This is a genomic window from Pseudoxanthomonas sp. (assembly GCF_035999195.1).
Taxonomy (GTDB): Bacteria; Pseudomonadota; Gammaproteobacteria; order Xanthomonadales; family Xanthomonadaceae; genus Pseudoxanthomonas_A.
The window spans coordinates 40,182-58,634 of record NZ_DASYGY010000001.1 but is presented as its reverse complement, the minus strand read 5'-3'; the positions used below and the strand labels follow the sequence as shown (position 1 = coordinate 58,634).

Annotated in this window: 11 protein-coding genes; 2 read left to right on the top strand and 9 right to left on the bottom strand. The window is 66.9% G+C overall.

What is annotated here, in order from left to right:
- Positions 1–112 precede the first annotated feature (112 nt).
- Positions 113–2,023: a phosphogluconate dehydratase gene (gene edd, locus VGN58_RS00245; RefSeq protein WP_327480468.1), complete on the top strand. Its 1,911-nt coding sequence runs from the start codon at positions 113–115 to the stop codon at positions 2,021–2,023.
- 149 nt (positions 2,024–2,172) lie between these two features.
- Positions 2,173–2,829, top strand: a complete 657-nt coding sequence (locus VGN58_RS00240) for a bifunctional 4-hydroxy-2-oxoglutarate aldolase/2-dehydro-3-deoxy-phosphogluconate aldolase (RefSeq protein ID WP_327480466.1) — start codon at positions 2,173–2,175, stop codon at positions 2,827–2,829.
- 129 nt (positions 2,830–2,958) lie between these two features.
- Here the strand turns inward: VGN58_RS00240 and VGN58_RS00235 are convergent, their stop codons facing one another.
- From VGN58_RS00235 to bglX, 9 genes are all read right to left on the bottom strand, one after another.
- A complete protein-coding gene (locus tag VGN58_RS00235) occupies positions 2,959–3,666 on the bottom strand; it encodes a hypothetical protein (RefSeq protein WP_327480464.1) in 708 nt (235 codons plus the stop codon).
- 142 nt (positions 3,667–3,808) lie between these two features.
- Positions 3,809–7,006 carry a discoidin domain-containing protein gene (locus tag VGN58_RS00230; RefSeq protein ID WP_327480462.1) on the bottom strand — a complete coding sequence of 1,066 codons (3,198 nt, stop codon included), beginning with the start codon at positions 7,004–7,006 and terminating at the stop codon, positions 3,809–3,811.
- A 33-nt stretch (positions 7,007–7,039) separates the two neighbouring features.
- Positions 7,040–7,861, bottom strand: coding sequence for a carbohydrate ABC transporter permease (locus tag VGN58_RS00225; RefSeq protein WP_327480460.1), 822 nt, complete (start codon positions 7,859–7,861; stop codon positions 7,040–7,042).
- Positions 7,858–8,742, bottom strand: coding sequence for a sugar ABC transporter permease (locus VGN58_RS00220; RefSeq protein WP_327480458.1), 885 nt, complete (start codon positions 8,740–8,742; stop codon positions 7,858–7,860). The genes VGN58_RS00225 and VGN58_RS00220 overlap by 4 nt, the downstream gene beginning before the upstream one ends.
- On the bottom strand, positions 8,739–9,959 hold the full coding sequence (locus VGN58_RS00215) for a sugar ABC transporter substrate-binding protein (RefSeq protein WP_414710717.1): 1,221 nt from the start codon (positions 9,957–9,959) through the stop codon (positions 8,739–8,741). The genes VGN58_RS00220 and VGN58_RS00215 overlap by 4 nt, the downstream gene beginning before the upstream one ends.
- A gap of 144 nt (positions 9,960–10,103) precedes the next feature.
- Positions 10,104–11,741 (bottom strand): glucoamylase family protein, encoded by a 1,638-nt coding sequence (locus tag VGN58_RS00210; RefSeq protein WP_327480454.1) that lies wholly within the window; start codon positions 11,739–11,741, stop codon positions 10,104–10,106.
- 93 nt (positions 11,742–11,834) lie between these two features.
- Positions 11,835–14,810 carry a TonB-dependent receptor gene (locus tag VGN58_RS00205; RefSeq protein ID WP_327480452.1) on the bottom strand — a complete coding sequence of 992 codons (2,976 nt, stop codon included), beginning with the start codon at positions 14,808–14,810 and terminating at the stop codon, positions 11,835–11,837.
- 95 nt (positions 14,811–14,905) lie between these two features.
- Positions 14,906–15,934 (bottom strand): LacI family DNA-binding transcriptional regulator, encoded by a 1,029-nt coding sequence (locus VGN58_RS00200; RefSeq protein ID WP_327480450.1) that lies wholly within the window; start codon positions 15,932–15,934, stop codon positions 14,906–14,908.
- Between the two features lie 194 nt (positions 15,935–16,128).
- Positions 16,129–18,387: a beta-glucosidase BglX gene (gene bglX, locus VGN58_RS00195; protein WP_327480448.1), complete on the bottom strand. Its 2,259-nt coding sequence runs from the start codon at positions 18,385–18,387 to the stop codon at positions 16,129–16,131.
- Positions 18,388–18,453 lie beyond the last annotated feature (66 nt).

Genomic DNA, 18,453 nt, shown 5'->3' with positions numbered 1-18,453 from the left:
TCGTCCACCGCCCTTCCCCTCCATGCACGGGAGCTGCAGGAAGGCGGTGCTCCACGACCCTTCCTCGCCACGCCATGCAGAATGCACTTCTCTGCAGCCTAGCCCTACGCCCATGAGCCTGCACCCCCGCATCCAGGAAGTCACCGAACGCATCCGCCAGCGCAGCGCGCCGTTGCGCCGCGCCTATCTCGACGGCATCGACGCCGCCCACCGCGATGGGCCGCAACGCGCGCGCCTGAGCTGCGGCAACCTGGCGCACGCGTTCGCCGCCTGCGGGCCGACCGACAAGGGCCGGCTGCGTGCCGACGTCACGCCGAACCTCGGCATCGTCAACGCCTACAACGACATGCTGTCGGCGCACCAGCCGTTCGAGCACTACCCCGAGATCATCCGCCAGGTCGCGCGCGACCTCGGCGCCACGGCGCAGGTCGCCGGTGGCGTACCGGCGATGTGCGACGGTGTGACCCAGGGCCGTCCCGGCATGGAACTGTCGCTGTTCTCGCGCGACGTCATCGCGCAGGCCACGGCGATCTCGCTGAGCCACGACATGTTCGACGCCGCGCTCTACCTGGGCGTCTGCGACAAGATCGTGCCCGGCCTGCTGATCGGTGCGCTCGCGTTCGGCCATCTGCCGGCGGTGTTCGTGCCGGCCGGCCCAATGTCGCCGGGCATCCCGAACAAGGAAAAGGCCGCGGTGCGCGAGCGCTACGCCGCCGGCGAGGCCACCCGCGAGGAACTGCTGGAAGCCGAAGCCGCCAGCTACCACGCCGCCGGCACCTGCACGTTCTACGGCACCGCCAATTCCAACCAGGTGTTGCTGGAGGCGATGGGCCTGCAGCTGCCGGGCACCTCGTTCGTCAATCCCGACCAGCCGCTGCGCGACGTGCTGACCCGCGCCGCGGCCGAACGCGCCCTCGCCATCACCGCGCTGGGCGACGACTACCGTCCGATCGGCCGCCTGATCGACGAGCGCGCCATCGTCAACGCGATGGCCGCGCTGATGGCCACGGGCGGTTCCACCAACCACACGATCCACTGGATCGCGGTGGCGCGTTCGGCCGGCATCGTGCTGACCTGGGACGACATGGACCTGATCGCACAGACCGTGCCGCTGCTCGCGCGCGTGTATCCGAACGGCGACGCCGACGTGAACCGCTTCGCCGCGGCGGGCGGCACCCAGTTCGTCTTCCGCGAACTGCTCGACGCCGGCCTGATGCACGACATCACCACCATCGTGCCCGGCGGCCTGCGCGCCTTCTGCCAGGAGCCGCGCCTGCAGGACGGCAAGCTCGCCTATGCCCCGGGTGTCGCGCAGAGCGCCGACGAGGACGTGGTGCGCCCGGTCGCGCGCGCGTTCGAGGACCAGGGCGGTCTTCGCCTGCTGCGCGGCAACCTGGGCCGTTCGCTGATCAAGACCTCGGCGGTGAAGGCGGAGTACCGCTACATCGAGGCGCCGGCCGTCGTCGTCGACGACCCGCGTGCGCTCAACAAGCTGCATGCCGCAGGCGTATTGCCGCAGGACTTCGTGGCGGTGGTGCGCTATCAGGGGCCGCGTGCGAACGGCATGCCGGAACTGCACTCGCTCGCCCCGCTGCTCGGCCTGCTGCAGAACCAGGGACGTCGCGTGGCGCTGGTGACCGACGGCCGTCTGTCCGGCGCCTCGGGCAAGATTCCGGCCGCCATCCACCTGACCCCGGAAGCCGCGCGTGGCGGTCCGCTGGCGAAACTGCGCGAGGGCGACATCATCCGCCTCGATGCGGAAGCCGGCACGCTGGAAGTGCTGGTCGGGGCCGACGAATGGGCGGCGCGCGAGATCGCACCCAACACGTCGCCGGCCGCGCTCGACCTGGGCCGCAACCTGTTCGCGGTCAGCCGCGACGTGGTCACGCCCGCCGACCGCGGCGCGATGTCGATTTCCTGCGGCCTGCCGTACCACGACGGCACCTGGGAATACGATGCGGAGTACGAGCTGGGCGACGCCGCGCATGCGGCAGAAGCGCCGCATGAGGCGAAGGATGCTTGAGCTTTTTCCTTCTCCCTTCGGGAGAAGGTGCCCGAAGGGCGGATGAGGGGCGAGCGTCAGGGTGATGGTGAACTATCCTGACCTTCGTCGCCCTCTCCCCAACCCCTCTCCCGGTGGGAGAGGGGCTCACTCCAACTGATCGACACATCATGACCATCGAAGCCCGCCAGCAGAAAGCCGAATCCCTCCTCCGCGCCGCCGGCATCCTGCCAGTCGTCACCGTCCACACGCTGGACGAGGCGCGCAAGGTGTCCGAGGCGCTGCTGAAAGGCGGCCTGCCGGCGATCGAGCTGACGCTGCGCACGCCGGTCGCCATGGACGCGCTGGCGATGCTGAAGAAGGAACTGCCCGACATCGTGATCGGCGCCGGCACGGTGCTGACCACCGAGCAGATGCAGCAGTCCATCGATGTCGGCGCCGACTTCCTGGTCACGCCGGGCACGCCGCCGGCGCTCGCCGACGCGCTGGCCGCGGCCGATATCCCGGTGGTCCCCGGCGCGGCCACGCCGACCGAGTTGCTGGCGCTCATGGCGCGCGGCTTCCGCGTCTGCAAGCTGTTCCCCGCCACCGCCGTCGGCGGACTGGCGATGCTCAAGGGCCTGGCCGGCCCGCTGTCGGATCTGAAGATCTGCCCCACCGGCGGCATCACCGAAGACACCGCCGCCGATTACCTGTCGCAGCCGAACGTCGTGTGCATCGGCGGCTCGTGGATGGTGCCGAAGGGCTGGCTCGACAACGGCGAGTGGGACAAGGTCACCGAGAGCTCGGCCAAGGCGGCGGGCATCGTGAAAAGCGTCCGCCGCTGACGCGTCTCCCGACGTGTAGGAGCGACGTGAGTCGCGACCGCGCGTTCACCGGATTTTCGCAACATCCGTAGGCAGAGGAACCGGTCTTCCCTGTTGGGGACAGATCCCCCCTGCCGAGCCCATGGCATTTCATCCTGGCGGTCGCGACTCACGTCGCTCCTGCATCGGATCACGGCTCTTCAGTTCCACGCCAAGGCCTTGCCCTCGCCAGCCCACCGCCAGCACGGCATACCAGCCGACCATCAGCAGGCCGAGCCACCATTCGAAGACGTTTTCCCAACGATCCTTCGCCGCCGGATCGGTCGCGAATTGGCCAGCCGCGACGTTCGCCACACCCAGCATCAGCATCGCGATCGATATCCATGACATCGCCACGATGAGGCGCGGTGGCAGCGCCCTCGACAACGACGCACGCCGCATCAATGCCAACTGCGCCAGATAACCGAAGCCGAAGTACACCACCACGCCATAGCGGCGCAGGAAACGATACGTCTCGCCATCGGTGCCGAGGAAGGTGGCATACACCGCCAGCGCGACAGCCGATACGACGCCCAGCACCCCCATCGCCCTTCCACCGCGCAACCAGCGCTGCGCCAGCAACCACACCAGCGCATGCAGCACCGCGCACGGGATCACCACCAGCCGGAACAGATGATTGCCCCATCCGTGCCGCGCCGCACGGCTGATCGAGACGCAGCCATCCAGGTAAGGCACGCAGGCCGGCACGTGGCCGCCCTGGATCGACAGCAGATAGGCGGCGTGCGCGGCGACCACGAACAGAAGCGTGATCAGCAGAGGCAGCGGCCAGAGCGGCAGACGCGGGCTATCAGCGACCATGGCGACGACAGGGCGGAACGGTGCCCTGCAATGTACTCCGCCCCGCGACGCGACGTAGAGCCGAGCTTGCTCGGCTCATGAAGTAGCGCTGACGCGATGCCTGTCATGGAAGCAACGGAGCAAGCTCCGCTCTACGCAGCGGTCAGCGTGTGCGGATGCTGACCTTCGCCGGCAGCGTGGTGATGCGCAGTTCGCCATCCTTCCACTGCGCCGGCTTGCCGTTGACGCGCGTCTCGCCGGGCGCGTCCCGGTACGGCCACGGCAATACCAGGCCGCCGGTCGGCAGCTTCAGGCCAGCCTTCGCTTCCAGCACGACCTCGTCGCCCTGCCTGCGCAACGAGTAGCCCAGCACGCCGTTCGGCGTACGCAGGCCATCGATGGCGATGCCCTCGCCGTCCAGCCACGTCGCCGGCACGCCGGCCGCCAGCACCAGGCTGTCATCGAGTTCGCGCGAGTAGGCGAACATGTCCAGCGCCGAGCGCACGAAATCCGAACCCACCCAGGCGTGCGGCAGGTCGCCGACGAAGAACGGCGTGCGCGGCGTGCGCGACACCACTTCCGCCCACTGGTTCCACGCCGGCGGCGCGCGGTCCTTGAAGAAGAAGTCCACGACCTCCCACGCACGCTCGCGCCAGCCGAGGCGGACGAACGCGGCCACGTTGCGCCATTCGTAAGGCGTGTAGTCCTTCCATTCGCGCTTGCCGTCGCGACGCTGCACGAACTCGGTCCAGTAGCGCTCGAAGGTGCCGTTCAGCAGGTCCGCCGGCAGCTTGCCCTGCTCGCCGCCCGGCGCCAGCGCGATGGTCGTGGACGTGGGATCGAAATCGCCGATCTCCGCCGCGCCGGGCAGATAGCCGATCCCGTGCAACTTTGTCGCCGCCTGCAGCGACGCGTAGAGATCGTCGCGGAACTGGTCGCGCGAGGCGGCCATGCGCTTCGACGCGGCGGTCTCACCCAGCGCGTCGGCGATCTCGACCGCATCCTTGTAACCGCGCAGCGCCCAGAAGTTGTCCCAGTACGAATGCATCGGCTTGGCCGAATAGCCCTCGTGGCTGATCGACGCCGGCATCATGCCGTAGAACGCGGCATTGACCGCGCGGTTCGCCTCGGTCCGCTCGCTCAGGCGCAGGACGTCCATGTAGTCGAACGCACCCTGCACGTGCGGCCACATCCTGCGCAGGAAGGCCTTGTCGCCGGTGTAGCGGTAATACTCGGCGATGTTGAAGATCAGTTCGCCGTGGCTGTCGTTCTCCGGCACCGGATCGCTGCCGCGGTCGTCGACGCAGCACGGCACCTTGCCGTTCTGGAACTGGTACGGCGCGTACCACTCGACGTATTCCTTCACCACTTCCGGGCGACCGAGGCGCAGCAGCCCCTCGGAAATCATCGCGCCATCGCGGATCCAGCTGCGCGAATACGAACGCGTACCCGGTTGCAGGCGCGGACCGATGCGCGAGATCAGCATGTGCGCCAGCGCGGTACGCAGGGTGTCGGCGATGGCCTGGCCTTCGGCCGGCACCTGCAGCTTCATCTCGCCGAGCTTGCCGCGCCACATCGCCGCGGTGGCCTGCTGGTCCCGTGCCGCGTCGACCGTCGCCGGCAGCGTGCCTTCGAGAGGCGCGACCCAATCGACATCGCGGCTTTCGCCGGGCGCCAGCGTGATGCGGTACAACACGGCGGCGGAGGCGAGCCCGCTCGCCTCTCCTGTCACACGCACGTCGGCACCGTCGCCCATCGCCTCCATCGATGCCAGCCGTTCGCGCACCAGTCCCTCATCGAAGCGCGATGCCAACGACGCATCAGGCCTGGCGAACCGCAGGCTGTCGCGACCGTTCACGCTGACCACGCCGGCGCGGATCGCCAGATCGTTGATCGGGCTGAAGCCGCCCGTGGTGTTGAGGAACTGGCTGGGCGGATTGACCTGCCACGGCTGCACGGCCAACGCCAGCACGTACTCTCGTGGCGTCCTGCCGGTGTTGGTCAGGCGATGACGCGCAACGACACGCGAGTCGCCGGGCCTGCCCGCCGCGAACGCCGTGGTCGTCAATGCGAAGTCGGCGTGCGTCCACGCCACCGTCGGGATGGGCAGGTAACCGTCCTGCAGCGACTGCGTCGCCTGCACGTCCGACCAGCCGATCCAGCGTCCGTCGACCCGCACGAACGGTTCGACACTGACGCCGCCCTTGGCGATCTCGATGGCACCGTCTTCGCCGATCAGCCCCTGCTCGCGCCCGCCATCCAGTCCCACGATGGTCCAGTACGGCTGCTCGCCGCTGAAACCACGCGGGAACCAGCCCTTCGGCGCTTCGGACGCCATCGCCTTGATCAGGTCGTTGGGATGCGCGGCGAAGGCCAGTGGCTTCACCTCCAGCTCGGCCAGTGCGAACGAGCGGCCCGGTCCGTCGCCGATGGTGAGCCGCACGTAGCGCGCTTCCGATTCCGGCAGCGCCAGGTAGTCGTTGCCGCCGTTGCCGTCGACCACGGTGCGGACATCACGCCACTGCAGGCCATCGTCGGAGAGCTGCACCAGATAGTCGGAGGCGTGCTGATCGGGCTTCCAGCGCAGCACCAAGCCACCGAATTCGCGCGCCTTGCCCAGGTCCAGCGTCAGTTGCGGATCGGCATCGCCGTGCAGGTCCGCCGACCAGGCGGTGCCGGGCTTGCCGTCCACCGCCATGCGCGCCGCGCCGGCGGGAAACGCCACCGAGGCACTCGCCGCGCCCGTCAACGGCGCACCATCGTCGACCGGCAGCGCCTGGAACGTCAGCTGGTCGAAGCAGACCGAGCCCTTGCCACCGGCGTTGTTGTAGACGGTGAACTCGAACTTCTCGCTCCGGCGCAGCACGCGGTCCGGGTCGGGACCCCACGCCTTGTCGATATGGCGCTGCTTGTAGCGCACCGGCGTCCACACGGTCGGATACTCGTACTTCGGTCGATTGACCCACCAGACGTTGTCGCCGCTGGCATCGACCACCTTGAACTGCAGATCGTTGCGGGGCGACGCCCCGCGCAACTGGAAACCGAACTGATAGTTGGCCGGATAGTCCAGCGGCAGGTCGCGCTGGATACCGGCGTAACCGGATACGCCGTTGAAATCGTAATCCAGGCACAGCGCCTTGCCGTCCACGCCGTCGGCCGCACGCAGCGTGCCGCTGACCTGGTTGGAGGTCACCACGCGCCATGCGGACGCATCGCTGAAGTCGTCGAGGATACGGACGCCCTCTTGCGCGGCGAAGGCGGGCGTGGCGCACGACAGCAGCACGGCGCACGCCAGCGCTGCCTTGCGGGAAACGACGTCACGCGGTTCCGGCCCGTGCGTCAACGAGGGTTCGATCTTCATGGTGATTCAAGCTCCGCGACGACCCGGCCGGGGTCAGCCTTTGACACTGCCCAGCAACAGGCCCTGAATGTAATAGCGCTGCAGCACGAGGAACAGCAGCAGCACCGGCAGGATGGTGACGACCGACCCGGCCATCATCAGTTCGTAGTCCATGACGTGCTCGCGCGACAGGCCCGCCAGCGCGACCGGCAGGGTCTGCAGGCTGTCGTCGCTCAGCACGATCAGCGGCCACATGAAATCGTTCCATGCGCCGAGGAAACTGAAGATCGCCAGCGTCACCAGGATCGGCTTCAATCCTGGCAACACGATCTGGAAGAAGATGCGCGCCTCGCTGGCGCCATCGATGCGCGCGGCTTCCAGCAGTTCGTCCGGAGTCGAACGCGCGTACTGGCGCACCAGGAAGATGCCGAAGATCGCCGCCATGCCCGGCACGATGGCGCCGGCATAGGTGTTGACCAGGCCCATCTGCTTGAGCAGCAGGAACAGCGGCATCATCGCCACCTGGGCCGGGATCACCAGCGCCGCCAGCAGCGCGCGGAACGTGCGGTCGCGCCCCCTGAAGCGCAGCTTGGCGAAGGCATAGCCGGCCATGGTGTTGAACAGCAGCGACAGCAGCATGACGCTGGTCGACACGATGACGCTGTTGAGCAGGTAGCGGCCCATGCCCGCGCGCACGAACAGCTCGCGGTAGTTGTCCAGCGTGGGCGCGGACGGCAGCAGCGGCGGCGGGAAATGGCCGGCCTCGCCGGTCTGCATGAAGGACACCGACAGCATCCACAGCAGCGGGCCGATGCTGACGATCGCCAGTGCGACCAGCAGTGCATTGACGACGACGGTGGCGAGGCGCCGGTTCATTCCACGCCCCGCTTGCGCGCGAACCACAGCAGGCCGCTGGTCACCACGGTCATCAGCAGGAACAGCAGGAACGCCACCGCCGACGCGTTGCCGAGGTTCCACCACTTGAAGCCTTCCTCGTACATCAGGTACAGCACGCTCTTGGTGCTCTCCAGCGGACCGCCCTGCGTCATCACGTAGGGTTCGGCGAACAGCTGGAAATAGCCGGCCATGGTCAGGATGCCGACCAGCAGCAGCACCGGCCCCAGCTGCGGCAGCGTCACGTGGCGGAACTGCGCCCAGCGCGAGGCGCCATCGATGCGCGCGGCCTCGTACAGGTCTTCCGGAATGCTCTGCAGGCCGGCCAGGAAGATGATCATGTTGTAGCCGAAGTTCTTCCACACGGCGAACAGGATGATGGTCGGCATGGCCCAGGCGGGATCGCCGAGCCAGTCGATCGGATCGATGCCGACCCACGACAGCCCCCAGTTCACCAGACCGTACTTGGTGTGGAACAGGTAACGCCAGATCACCGCGACCGCGACCACGGTGGTCACCACCGGCGCGAAGAACGCGGTGCGGAAGAAGCCCTTGAGTCGGCCGAGCTTCGAATGCAGCAGCAGCGCGGCGCCCAGCGACAGCGCGACCGACAGCGGGACGCCGACGACGACGAAATAGAGGGTGTTGCCCAGCGACTTCCAGAACATCGGGTTCTGCAGCAGGCCGATGTAGTTGTCCAGACCGACGAAGCGCAGGTTGCCGATGTCGGCCAGCGCATAGATGTCGAAGTCGGTCAGGCTGAGCGCCAGCGCGGCCAGCACCGGCAGGCCGAAGAACACCACGATGACCGTCAGCGCGGGCGCGGCGAACAGCCAGCCGGCGAGCGAATGTGTGGACCTCATGGCGCCGCTCCCGCCTTGCCGGCGTGGTCCAGCATCCAGCGCCGCTTCTCGAGGATGCGGTCGGCGCGGCGATCCAGCTCCTCGGCCGCCTGGTCCACGCTCATGCGGCCGTTGGCGACCTGTTCGCCGACCAGTCGCATCTCGGTGGCGATGCGTTCCCACTCCGGCACCTTCGGCGTGGAGACCGCGCGTTCGAGCTGCTCGCGAAAGGCCTTGGTGTACGGGTCGTTCGCCAGCGCAGGCGTCTGCCAGGGCGAACGACGCGGCGGCAGGTCCCCGGTCAGGGCATGGAACTCGGCCTGCACGTCCGGCGAGGACAGCCAGGCGATGAGCTTCCACGCCGCGGCCTTGTTGGGCGAATCCTTGAACACGACGAAGCTGGTGCCGTTGGCCAGCGATGCGCCGGGACCCTCCGGACCCGGCAGCGGCATCGTCGCCCAGTCCTTCTGCTGCGTGGCCGGCAGCCGCTCCTTGAACTTGGCGATGTTCCAGGGGCCGGAGATGTAGAACGAATAGAAGCCCTTGCCGAACTCGTCCCACACATTGGAGATCTGGTTGTTGGTGACGACCGGCGCCCATCCCTGTTCGAACATCTCCTTGTAGAACCCCAGCGACTGCCGGAAACCTTCGCTGCGGAAATTGCCGTAGCGGCCTCCGTCGCGCAGCAGCGGTTCCGGCTGCTGGATCGCCAGGCTGAGCAGCGGCTCGAACTCGTTGAGCGGTAGCAGGATGGCGTAGTTGCCCGGGCCCGCGACCCGCTTGACCTCGCGCATCGCCACGCGCCACTCGTCCCAGCTCGCCGGCAGCGTCTCCACGCCCGCCTTGGCCAGCATGTCGCGCCGGTAGAACGGCAGGCGCGTTTCCACATACCACGGGACCGCATACGCGCGCCCCTCGATCACGCCGGTGTCCCAGACGCCGGGAAAGAAATCCGCCTGGTCGAAGCCGGGCGTCGCCGCGATCTCGTCATCCAGCGGTTCCAGCGCACCCAGCGCGGCAAACTCCGGAATCCACGTATTGCCGATCGGGCTGACGTCCGGCAACGATTCACCGGCGAAGGCGGTCAGCAGTTTCTCGTGCGCCGACAGCCAGGGCACGATCTGCAGGTCGACCTGGATATCGGGGTGCAGGCGCTCGAATTCGGGCAGCAGCCTGGCGACGACCTCGCCTTCGTAGCCCATCACCCAGAACCGCACCGTGGTGCGGTCGTCCTGCATGCGCGCACAACCGGCCACCAGCGCGAGCGCAACGATCAGGATCGCGAGGAAACAGCAGCGCACCAGGGCCCTCCTTCCACCGGAGAAGGCCCTGATGCGTGCCGGAGAGACCTTTGCTGGCGCACGCCGATCCATGCGGACAGCTTACTCGGGCTGCTGCGGACGCGTCGCCTCGGGCTGTGAGGCCTGGTTGGCGCGCGATTCCGCCGTACCCAGTGCGCGCGCCGCGGCGGCATCCAGGTCCGGCGGCGCGGTCGGCGCGACCACCGCGCTGCCGCCGCTCGCCTGTTCGGCCGTCGCATCCAGCCAGCCGCCCCGGAAACCGGCCTTCTTCAGGCCGTCGCGGATGTACGGATTCTTCTTCATCACGCTCCAGACGAAGTCGCTGCGGTAGTTCGCGATCATCGCCAGGATCGGGCCCTGGTCGATGCCGATGTAGTCGCTGGCCACCCATCCCTTGCCCGGCACGATGCGACCGGTCTTCAGCGGAATGTCGTAGTCGAAGCTCGGATTGAACGAATCCAGGAAGCCGTAGCTGGAGTACAGATAGTCGCCGTAACGACGATGCATTTCCTCCGTGGCGGGAATGACGATCTCCGGCGCGAAGGGCAGCGAGGCGATGGCGGCCGTCGGCGCGATGGTGCCGTCGTCGAAGTTCTCGCGGAAGCCGGCGCCGCGCGCGGAGTAATGGCGGAACGGACGCTGCTCGCCGCGGTACTCCTGCATGGTCTGTTGCGGCCCGTCGGAGGCGGTCAGGCCCCACACGTTCGCGCCGTAGTCCTTCCACTTCATCGGGTTCTCGATGGCGTAGGCGCGCTGCGCATACGTGGCGCGGCGGCTGTTCTCGAAGTAGTCCATCCCGCGCTCGCGCATGTACGCGTCCTGGATGCCGCGGAAATCGATCCAGACATGGCTGTACTGGTGGCCGAAATGGGGCGCGAACGTCAGGTATTCCTGTCCCTGGAACACGCCCCACAGTTCGCTGTAGCTGCGCGTCCACACTTCCCAGGCCTCGGGGCCCACCGGATGGGTCGGCGAGGCCATCGCCAGCACGTACACCATCATGGCCTCGTTGTAGCCTTTCCAGTCGTGCGGGATGACACCGCTCTCGGGGAACCAGCCCATCGAGATCAGCGGCTTGTTGTTCTGCAGGAACGTCCAGTCGACGCGCTTGTAGATGGTGTCGGCGAGCGCGCGGATCTCCTTCTCGCGCGCGTCGTCGCGGTCGTAGTAGGACTGCGCGAACAGCACGCCCATCAGCAGCAGCGAGGTATCGACGCTGGAGAGCTCCACCCAGGTATTGAAGCGGTGGCCGGTGTTCATGTCGAGGAAGTGGTAGTAGAAGCCCTTGTAGCCGCCCTTCCCTTCCTTCTGCGGTCCCTGCGGGATGTCGCGCAGGAACTTCAGCGTGGTCAGCGTGCGGTCGACCGCCTGCGTGCGGCTGACCCAGCCGTTCTCGATGCCGATGGGATACGCGGTCAGGGCGTAGCCGATGGACGCGATGCTGGCGAACGGACGCGACGGATAGCGATCCGGCGTCATGCCGTTCACTTCGTTGGTGGTGTCCCAGAAGAACTGGAACGTGCGACGCTCGATGTCGCGGAACAGCGGCGGCAGTTCCGGCTTCGCCGGTGGCTCCGGCTTGGCGGCCACCGCGGGCGTGGCGGGTTTCGCGGCGGGTGCGGCGCTCTCTTCCGGCGCCTTCTGGCAGCCGGCGATCAACAGAGTCAGCACGACGCCGATGAGCCAGGGCGCGCGCGGGGCTGGGGTGATCTTGTTCAAAACATTATCCCGTTGTAACCGATTACAGAAGAGCGCAAAACAAACCCGCCGGTCAGGCGGCGCCCGGAGGCGCCGCCCGAGGGCGGGTTTGTATTACCAGTCGAAGCCGAACGACAGCTTGAACGTGCGGGTGGGCCAGAGGATGCCGTTACCGGTGCGCTGGCCGAAGTTCGGATTGGCCACGCCCGGCGCGCCGCGCCAGTCGTCGAAGTCCGTCCAGTTGCGCCAGTTGAAGGCGTTGATCAGATCGGCGCGGACTTTGAACTTCAGATCGGTGCCGGTATCCCAGACCTTCTGCAACGCAATGTCGAACTGCTTGAAGCCGATGGTTTCCGAACGCTCGTAGGGATCGAAGAAGCAGTTGTCGTTGCTCGGCGCATCGAAGCAGTTGGTGGCACTGCGAGGCGTCGGGCTTTCCAGGATCAGCTTCGCCGAGAGCGTCACATCCCACGGAAGCCCGTAGATGCCTGTCGCAACCAGACGATGCTTCGGCACGCCATTGGACAGGTAGAAGGTGTCGCCTGCGTCGGGATAATCGAAGACGTAGGTCTCGCCGTTCGACGCATTGACGCGGTTCTCCTTCGCATCGCTGTAGGTGTATGCCAGCGTCACGCCCCACGGCGACTGCTCGGTGTACGGCTTGTCGACGGACAGCAGCAGCGAATTGAGCTTGCTCTCGATACCGTTCTGGCCAAGGATCAGGCTGCCGTAGCCCGGAATGGCCTGGCCCCACGGCTGGCGACCCCACGTGGCGTTCGGGAACGCCGGATCGCGGAAACTGCCGCCGGGATAGCGGTTGCCGAGGCGGAAATAGATGCCTTCCTTCGCCCGGATGTGCGCGACCGTCGCGGACGTGTTCCAGTCGTGGCCCCACACCGTGAAGGTGTTGCGCATGCCGATGCTGAACTGGTCCGAATACGGCGTCTCCAGATCATTGGAGAGCAGATTGACTTCACCACCTGCCGTGGGGTTCGCCGCCGCGAACGCGGCCAGACCTTCGGGCGTCAGCAGGGCCGGATTGAACGGAATGCAGGTCGGGCTGGGATTGCACGGGTGATTCACGTCGGGGAAATTGATGGTGTACGTCGTGAACGCACCGCCGTAGAACTCACGCGCCATGTAATCGAACAGATTGCGATCGTAGGACCGACCGATACCACCGAAGATCACGTGACGCTGGTCACCGGCGAGATCGTAGGAGAACCCCAGGCGAGGCGCGAAGTTGTCCTTGTCGCTCTTGCGGTTGCCGCCATCGCTGATGTAGTTCTCGATGTCGTAGTCGGTGTTCTGGATGTTCGTCCAGCCACGCAAGGCGGTCGCGATCGCCGGATCGAGCACATAGTCCTTGTACGCGCCCATGTCCTCGTAATCCCAGCGGATACCCATGTTCAACGTCAGCTTCTCGTTGACCTGCCAGTCGTCCTGGATGTACAGGCCGAACTGCTTGTTGCCGGACTCGACGAAGGGCGTCCGGCCGACCCGGGCCGTCGTGTATTCGATGCGATAGGGCTGACCCGGGTTGACCGCCACGTCGTAGATGTAACGCGGATTCGGCGGGAACTGCTGGAACGCGGTGAGCTCCACGTCCTTGTACTTCACACCGGCCTTGACGGTGTGGTCCTGCCATCCGTACCAGGTGAAGTCGTTCTGCAGGCCCCAACCCTTCTGGCCCTTGTCCTGGAAACTGCCGCCACCACCCGTGTTGAGCAGCGTGATGTCGCCGTCGTTTGCCTGGTTGCGGGCGGTGTAGCGGATTATCGGCGCGTTCACCAGCGGGGAGGGATTGTAGGACGACTCCTCGAAGGTCAGGTGGGCGTCGTTCATCCAGGTTTCGGCCGAGTACAACGAACGCAGGTCGTAGCGCTTCTCGTCGTTGTTCAGTGCGGTCGCGGCGCTCTGTGCGTTCACGCCACCGACGTCGAGGATACCGACCTCCTCGCGGACACGCGCCGAGAACTCGACCAGGTGCTCGTCGCTCGCCTGCCAGCTCAACTTGCCGAAATAGACGTCCTGATCGAAGGGACGGCTGGTCGGCCCGTACTGCGCCAGGATGTTCGCCGGAATGTTCACGTGTCCCGTATTGTTCGGACGGGTCACCATCTCTGGCACGATGAAGTCCTTCGCCTCATACGTCACGAAGAAGTGCAGGCGATCGCGGATGATCGGGCCACCGAAGGCGACGCCGTACTGCTCGGTGGTTTCTTCGCTTTTCCGGCCGGCCGCTTCCTCGCCTGGCGTGGGCTCTCGCCAGTTGTCGCTGTAGCGGTCCCAGATGAAACTGCCGGAGAAGTCGTTGGTACCGGAGCGTGTCACCGCCGTGACCGCCGCGCTGCTGATCTGGTCGTACTCGGCCTTGTAGTTCGAGGTGATGACCTTGTATTCACCGATCGCGAGCTGCGGGAACGGGTTGCCGCGACTGTCGTCCTGGCCGGTGATGCCGCCGGGCGTGACGTAGTTCTTCTGGCCGACGCCATCAATGAAGACGTTGATCTGGCTGGCGCCCTGAGCACCGCTGCGCAGCTGCGATTCGTTGCCGTTGCCGCTGGTCACGAAGCGCATGCCCGGCACCGTATCCGCGAACGCGAGGAAGTTGCGCGAGTTCTGCGGCAGCAGTTCGATCTGCTTGTTCGACACGTACGTGGCCACTTCCGACGTCCTGGTTTCCACCAGCATCGGCGCGGTCACGCGCACGGTGTCCAGATTAGTCGCATCGGCCGCCGGGGCGGACACCGGCGGTGCGTCCTGCAGGTTCAGCGTGGCGGTCTGGCCTACGGCCAGGGTCACCGCACGGCTGCTGGTCTGGCCGCCGGCATTGACGTCGATCCGGTACGTGCCCGGCGGCAGGCCGCCGATGTTGTAGCTGCCGTTGGTCGCTTTCGCGGTACGGGTGAGGCCGGTATCCACGTTGGTGACGGTGATGGTGGAATCCGCCGTCACCGCGCCACGCAGCGTGGCGGACGTGGACTGCGCCATCACCTGCGGCGCCGCCATGGCCAGGCAGCTGGCCAGCGCGCAGGACAACAACCTGCGATTGGGTCGGAATGCGGTGGTGCGGTTGCGCTGTTTCATTGGCTCTCCCTCCAAAGATTGATGTACTGCAAATCGGCTCGATGCCGCTTGTAATCGATTACAACCCGCTCCAAAAAAAAGCGGCCCCGCGTTCCCTATGTCGCTGCGTGGCGGCCTTCTCCCACGCTTGACGCCCTGACGATCAACTCCGGCGTCAACATGGCCGAAGGCGCCACGCGCGCACCATCGGATTCGATCGTGTCCAGCAGACGGCTCATCGCCTGCCCCCCAAGCTCGGCAATACTGACGCGCATCGTGGTCAAGGTCGGGTGAACGAAGCGCGCCAGCGGAATGTCGTCGAAACCCGCCAGCGCCACGTCCTGCGGCACGCGCACGCCGGCCTCGTTGAAGGCGTACAGACAGCCCAGCGCGGTCATGTCATTGGCAGCGAACACCGCCTGCGGCCGGTGCGTCGCATGCGCGATGTGCCTGCCCGCGTCGTAGCCTGCGGACTCGCTGAAATCGCCGGAAAATTCCTGCAGCGGCGCGCCTGACGACAGACGCGCCATCGCATCGCGATAGCCGCGCAAGCGCTCGCGCGCATCGAAGTTGCCCTCCGGACCACCGATGAATGCGATGCGGCGGTGGCCGGCCTGGGCGAGGTGCTCGACCATCGCCACGGCTGCGCTGTAGTTGTCGATGGTCAAGGCGGGGTAAGGCGAGTCCTGCACATCGGTATTGATCAGCACCACCGGCAGCGACGACGGCAGGTTGTCGACCAGGAAGCCCGGGCGGTCGGTATACGGCGACAGCACCAGCAGCCCGTCGACGCGGCCACGCATCGCGCGCAGCGCTTCGCTCTGCTCTTCGGGATGGCCGTGGTAGCTGGACACCAGCAGGTGCTGGCGGCGCGCGCGGGCGACCTGGTCGATGCCGCGGATCAGTTCGGAGAAGAACTCGCCATACAGGTCGGGCAACACGACGCCGACGGTCTGCGTGCGACGGCTGCTGAGACTGCGCGCGGCGGCATGCGGCTGGTAGCGCAGGCGGTCGGCGGTGGCCAGGACCTGCTGGCGGACGGATTCGGCGACGTTCTCGTGTCCGTTCAAGGCACGCGACACGGTGGCGACGGAAACCCGCGCCTCGCGTGCGACATCCTTGATGGTGACCGAGGTTCTCGCCATTCCCCGCCCCTCCGCGGTGATGACAGCCTTGAGTGGCGCGGACTGTAACCGTTTTCACGGAAACGTGTAAAGCCCGCGTTAGTTGGTCCGGAATATGTCGTGAATTCAGTCGCTTGCGTGAGCACTCGGCTCACAAAAGATATTGCGACGCAGCATCGCCGATGCCGCGTCGCCGTCGCCGTCGCCGTCGCCCATCAGCGTGCTGCCACCGAGAACGCGGCCTGCTGCGTGCGGTCCGAGCTTCCGCCCACGAACACCGTGAACGTGCCCGGCTCCACCACCTGCTGCATGCGGGCGTCGTACATCGCCAGATCCTCGAAGCCGAGGTCGAAGGTGACGGTCTTCGACTCGCCCGGTTGCAACGCGACGCGCTGGAAGCCGCGCAGCTGCTTCACCGGTCGGGTGACGCTGGCCACGTCGTCGCGCAGGTAGAGTTGCACCACTTCCTCGCCCGCGCGAGTGCCGGTATTGGTGACACGCACGCTGACCTGCTGCTGCAGCGCATCCGGGGCCAGCGTCTTCTTCGCCACCACCGGCGTGTCATACCGGAAGGTCGTATAGCTCAGTCCGTGGCCGAAGGCGTACAGCGGCGTGGACGGCGCATCCAGGTACTTGCTGGTGTATTTGTCGGTGTCGCTCGGCGGACGGCCGGTGTTGCGATGCGCGTAGTAGAGCGGGATCTGCCCCACATTGTGCGGGAACGTCACCGGCAGCTTGGCCGACGGATTGACGTCGCCGAACAGCACGTCGGTGATGGCATGTCCGCCCTCCACGCCCGGGAACCACGCCTCCAGGATCGCCGGCACCTTGCCTTTCAGCGCGCCGATCGACAGCGGTCGGCCGTTCAGCAGCACCACGACCACCGGCTTGCCGGTCGCCGCGACCTGCAAGGCCAGCTGTTCCTGCACGCCGGGCAGGTCCAGCGTGGTGCGGTTGTGCGCCTCGGCGCTCATGTCGGGATGCTCACCGAGGAACATCACCACCGCATCGGCCTGCTTGGCCGCGGCGATCGCCTCGGCGAAGCCCGAGGTGTCCTGGCCTTCGATCTCGGCACCCTTGGCGACGATCAGCCGCGTGCCCGTGCCCAACGCGGCCTTCAGGCCCACCACCGGGGTCACCGCGTCCTCCTCGCGCCCGGCCACCGCCCAGTTGCCGAGCATGGCGCGGCGATGGTCGGCCAGCGGGCCGATCACCGCCAGCGTACGCACGGACTTGGACAGCGGCAGCACGTTGCGGTCGTTCTCCAGCAGCACCAGCGACTTCTGTGCCATGCGGCGTGCGGCCGCGCGGTGTTCCGGCGTGAGGGTCAGCGCACGCTCGCGTGCGCCGTCGTCGGTGCAGTAGCGATAGGGATCATCGAACAGGCCCAGGCGGTATTTGGCGTTCAGTACGCGACGGACGGACGCGTCGAGCTCCGCCATCGGGATCTTTCCGGCCTTCACCGCCGCCGGCAGGTCCTTCACGTAGATCTGGCTGACCATGTCCACGTCCACGCCGGCACGCAGGCCCAGGATGCCCGCCTCCTCGCGATTGGCGGCCACGCCGTGCGGCATCAGCTCCATCACGCCGGTGTAGTCGCTGACCAACAGGCCGTCCCAGCCCCACTGCTTGCGCAGCACGTCCTCGATCAGCGGCCGGTGCGCGTGCATCGGCACACCGGCCACTTCGTTGAAGGCGGCCATGATCGACTGCGCACCGGCGTCGACCGCCGCCTTGAACGGCGGCAGGTACACCTCGTGCAGCGCGCGCTCGGAGATGTCGGCGACGTTGTAGTCGCGCCCCCCCTCGGCCGCACCGTACGCCACGAAGTGCTTGGCGGTGGCCAGCACGGTGTCCGGCGAACGCAGGTCGTCGCCCTGGAACCCACGCACGCGCGCGGCGGCCAGCACCGACCCGAGATACGGGTCCTCGCCGGCGCCCTCGACGATGCGGCCCCAGCGCGGGTCGCGGGAGATGTCCACCATTGGCGCGTAGGTCCAATGGATGCCGTGCGCCGCCGCCTCGACGGCGGCGACGCGCGCGGCGTGCTGCACTTCCACCGGATCGAAGCTCGACGACTCGCCCAGCGGCACCGGGAACACCGTGCGGTGGCCGTGGATCACGTCGAAGCCGAACATCAGCGGGATGCCGAGCCGGGACTCCTCCACCGCGATCCTCTGCAGGCGGCAGGTCAGCACCGCGCCCTGGGTCCCCAGGTAAGTGCCGATCTCGCCCTTGCGGATCTGGTCCTCGTTGCCCGTCATGGCCGCCGGCCCGGTGTTGTTGCCCACGCCGGCCGGCTGGTTCAGCTGGCCCAGCTTCTCCTCGACCGTCATCTTCGCCATCAGGGCGTCGACGAAGGCTTTCTCCTGCGGCGTGGCATACACCGGTGGTGCGGCCGCGGCTGGCGCGGCCAGCAGGGTGGCGATCAGGCCGGCCAGCAGCGGCCGCGACGAAAGGTGGTTGGTGGACATGGCGCCCTCCCGGCGTGATGGAAGGGGGCGAATGTAAACGTTTTCATCGACCGGCGCATGTCGCGC

Coding starts and splice junctions, on each gene's coding strand:
- edd (WP_327480468.1), top strand. CDS start 113: ATGAGCCTGCACCCCCGCATCCAGGAAGTCACCGAACGCATCCGCCAG.
- VGN58_RS00240 (WP_327480466.1), top strand. CDS start 2,173: ATGACCATCGAAGCCCGCCAGCAGAAAGCCGAATCCCTCCTCCGCGCC.
- VGN58_RS00235 (WP_327480464.1), bottom strand. CDS start 3,666: ATGGTCGCTGATAGCCCGCGTCTGCCGCTCTGGCCGCTGCCTCTGCTG.
- VGN58_RS00230 (WP_327480462.1), bottom strand. CDS start 7,006: ATGAAGATCGAACCCTCGTTGACGCACGGGCCGGAACCGCGTGACGTC.
- VGN58_RS00225 (WP_327480460.1), bottom strand. CDS start 7,861: ATGAACCGGCGCCTCGCCACCGTCGTCGTCAATGCACTGCTGGTCGCA.
- VGN58_RS00220 (WP_327480458.1), bottom strand. CDS start 8,742: ATGAGGTCCACACATTCGCTCGCCGGCTGGCTGTTCGCCGCGCCCGCG.
- VGN58_RS00215 (WP_414710717.1), bottom strand. CDS start 9,959: ATGCAGGACGACCGCACCACGGTGCGGTTCTGGGTGATGGGCTACGAA.
- VGN58_RS00205 (WP_327480452.1), bottom strand. CDS start 14,810: ATGAAACAGCGCAACCGCACCACCGCATTCCGACCCAATCGCAGGTTG.
- VGN58_RS00200 (WP_327480450.1), bottom strand. CDS start 15,934: ATGGCGAGAACCTCGGTCACCATCAAGGATGTCGCACGCGAGGCGCGG.
- bglX (WP_327480448.1), bottom strand. CDS start 18,387: ATGTCCACCAACCACCTTTCGTCGCGGCCGCTGCTGGCCGGCCTGATC.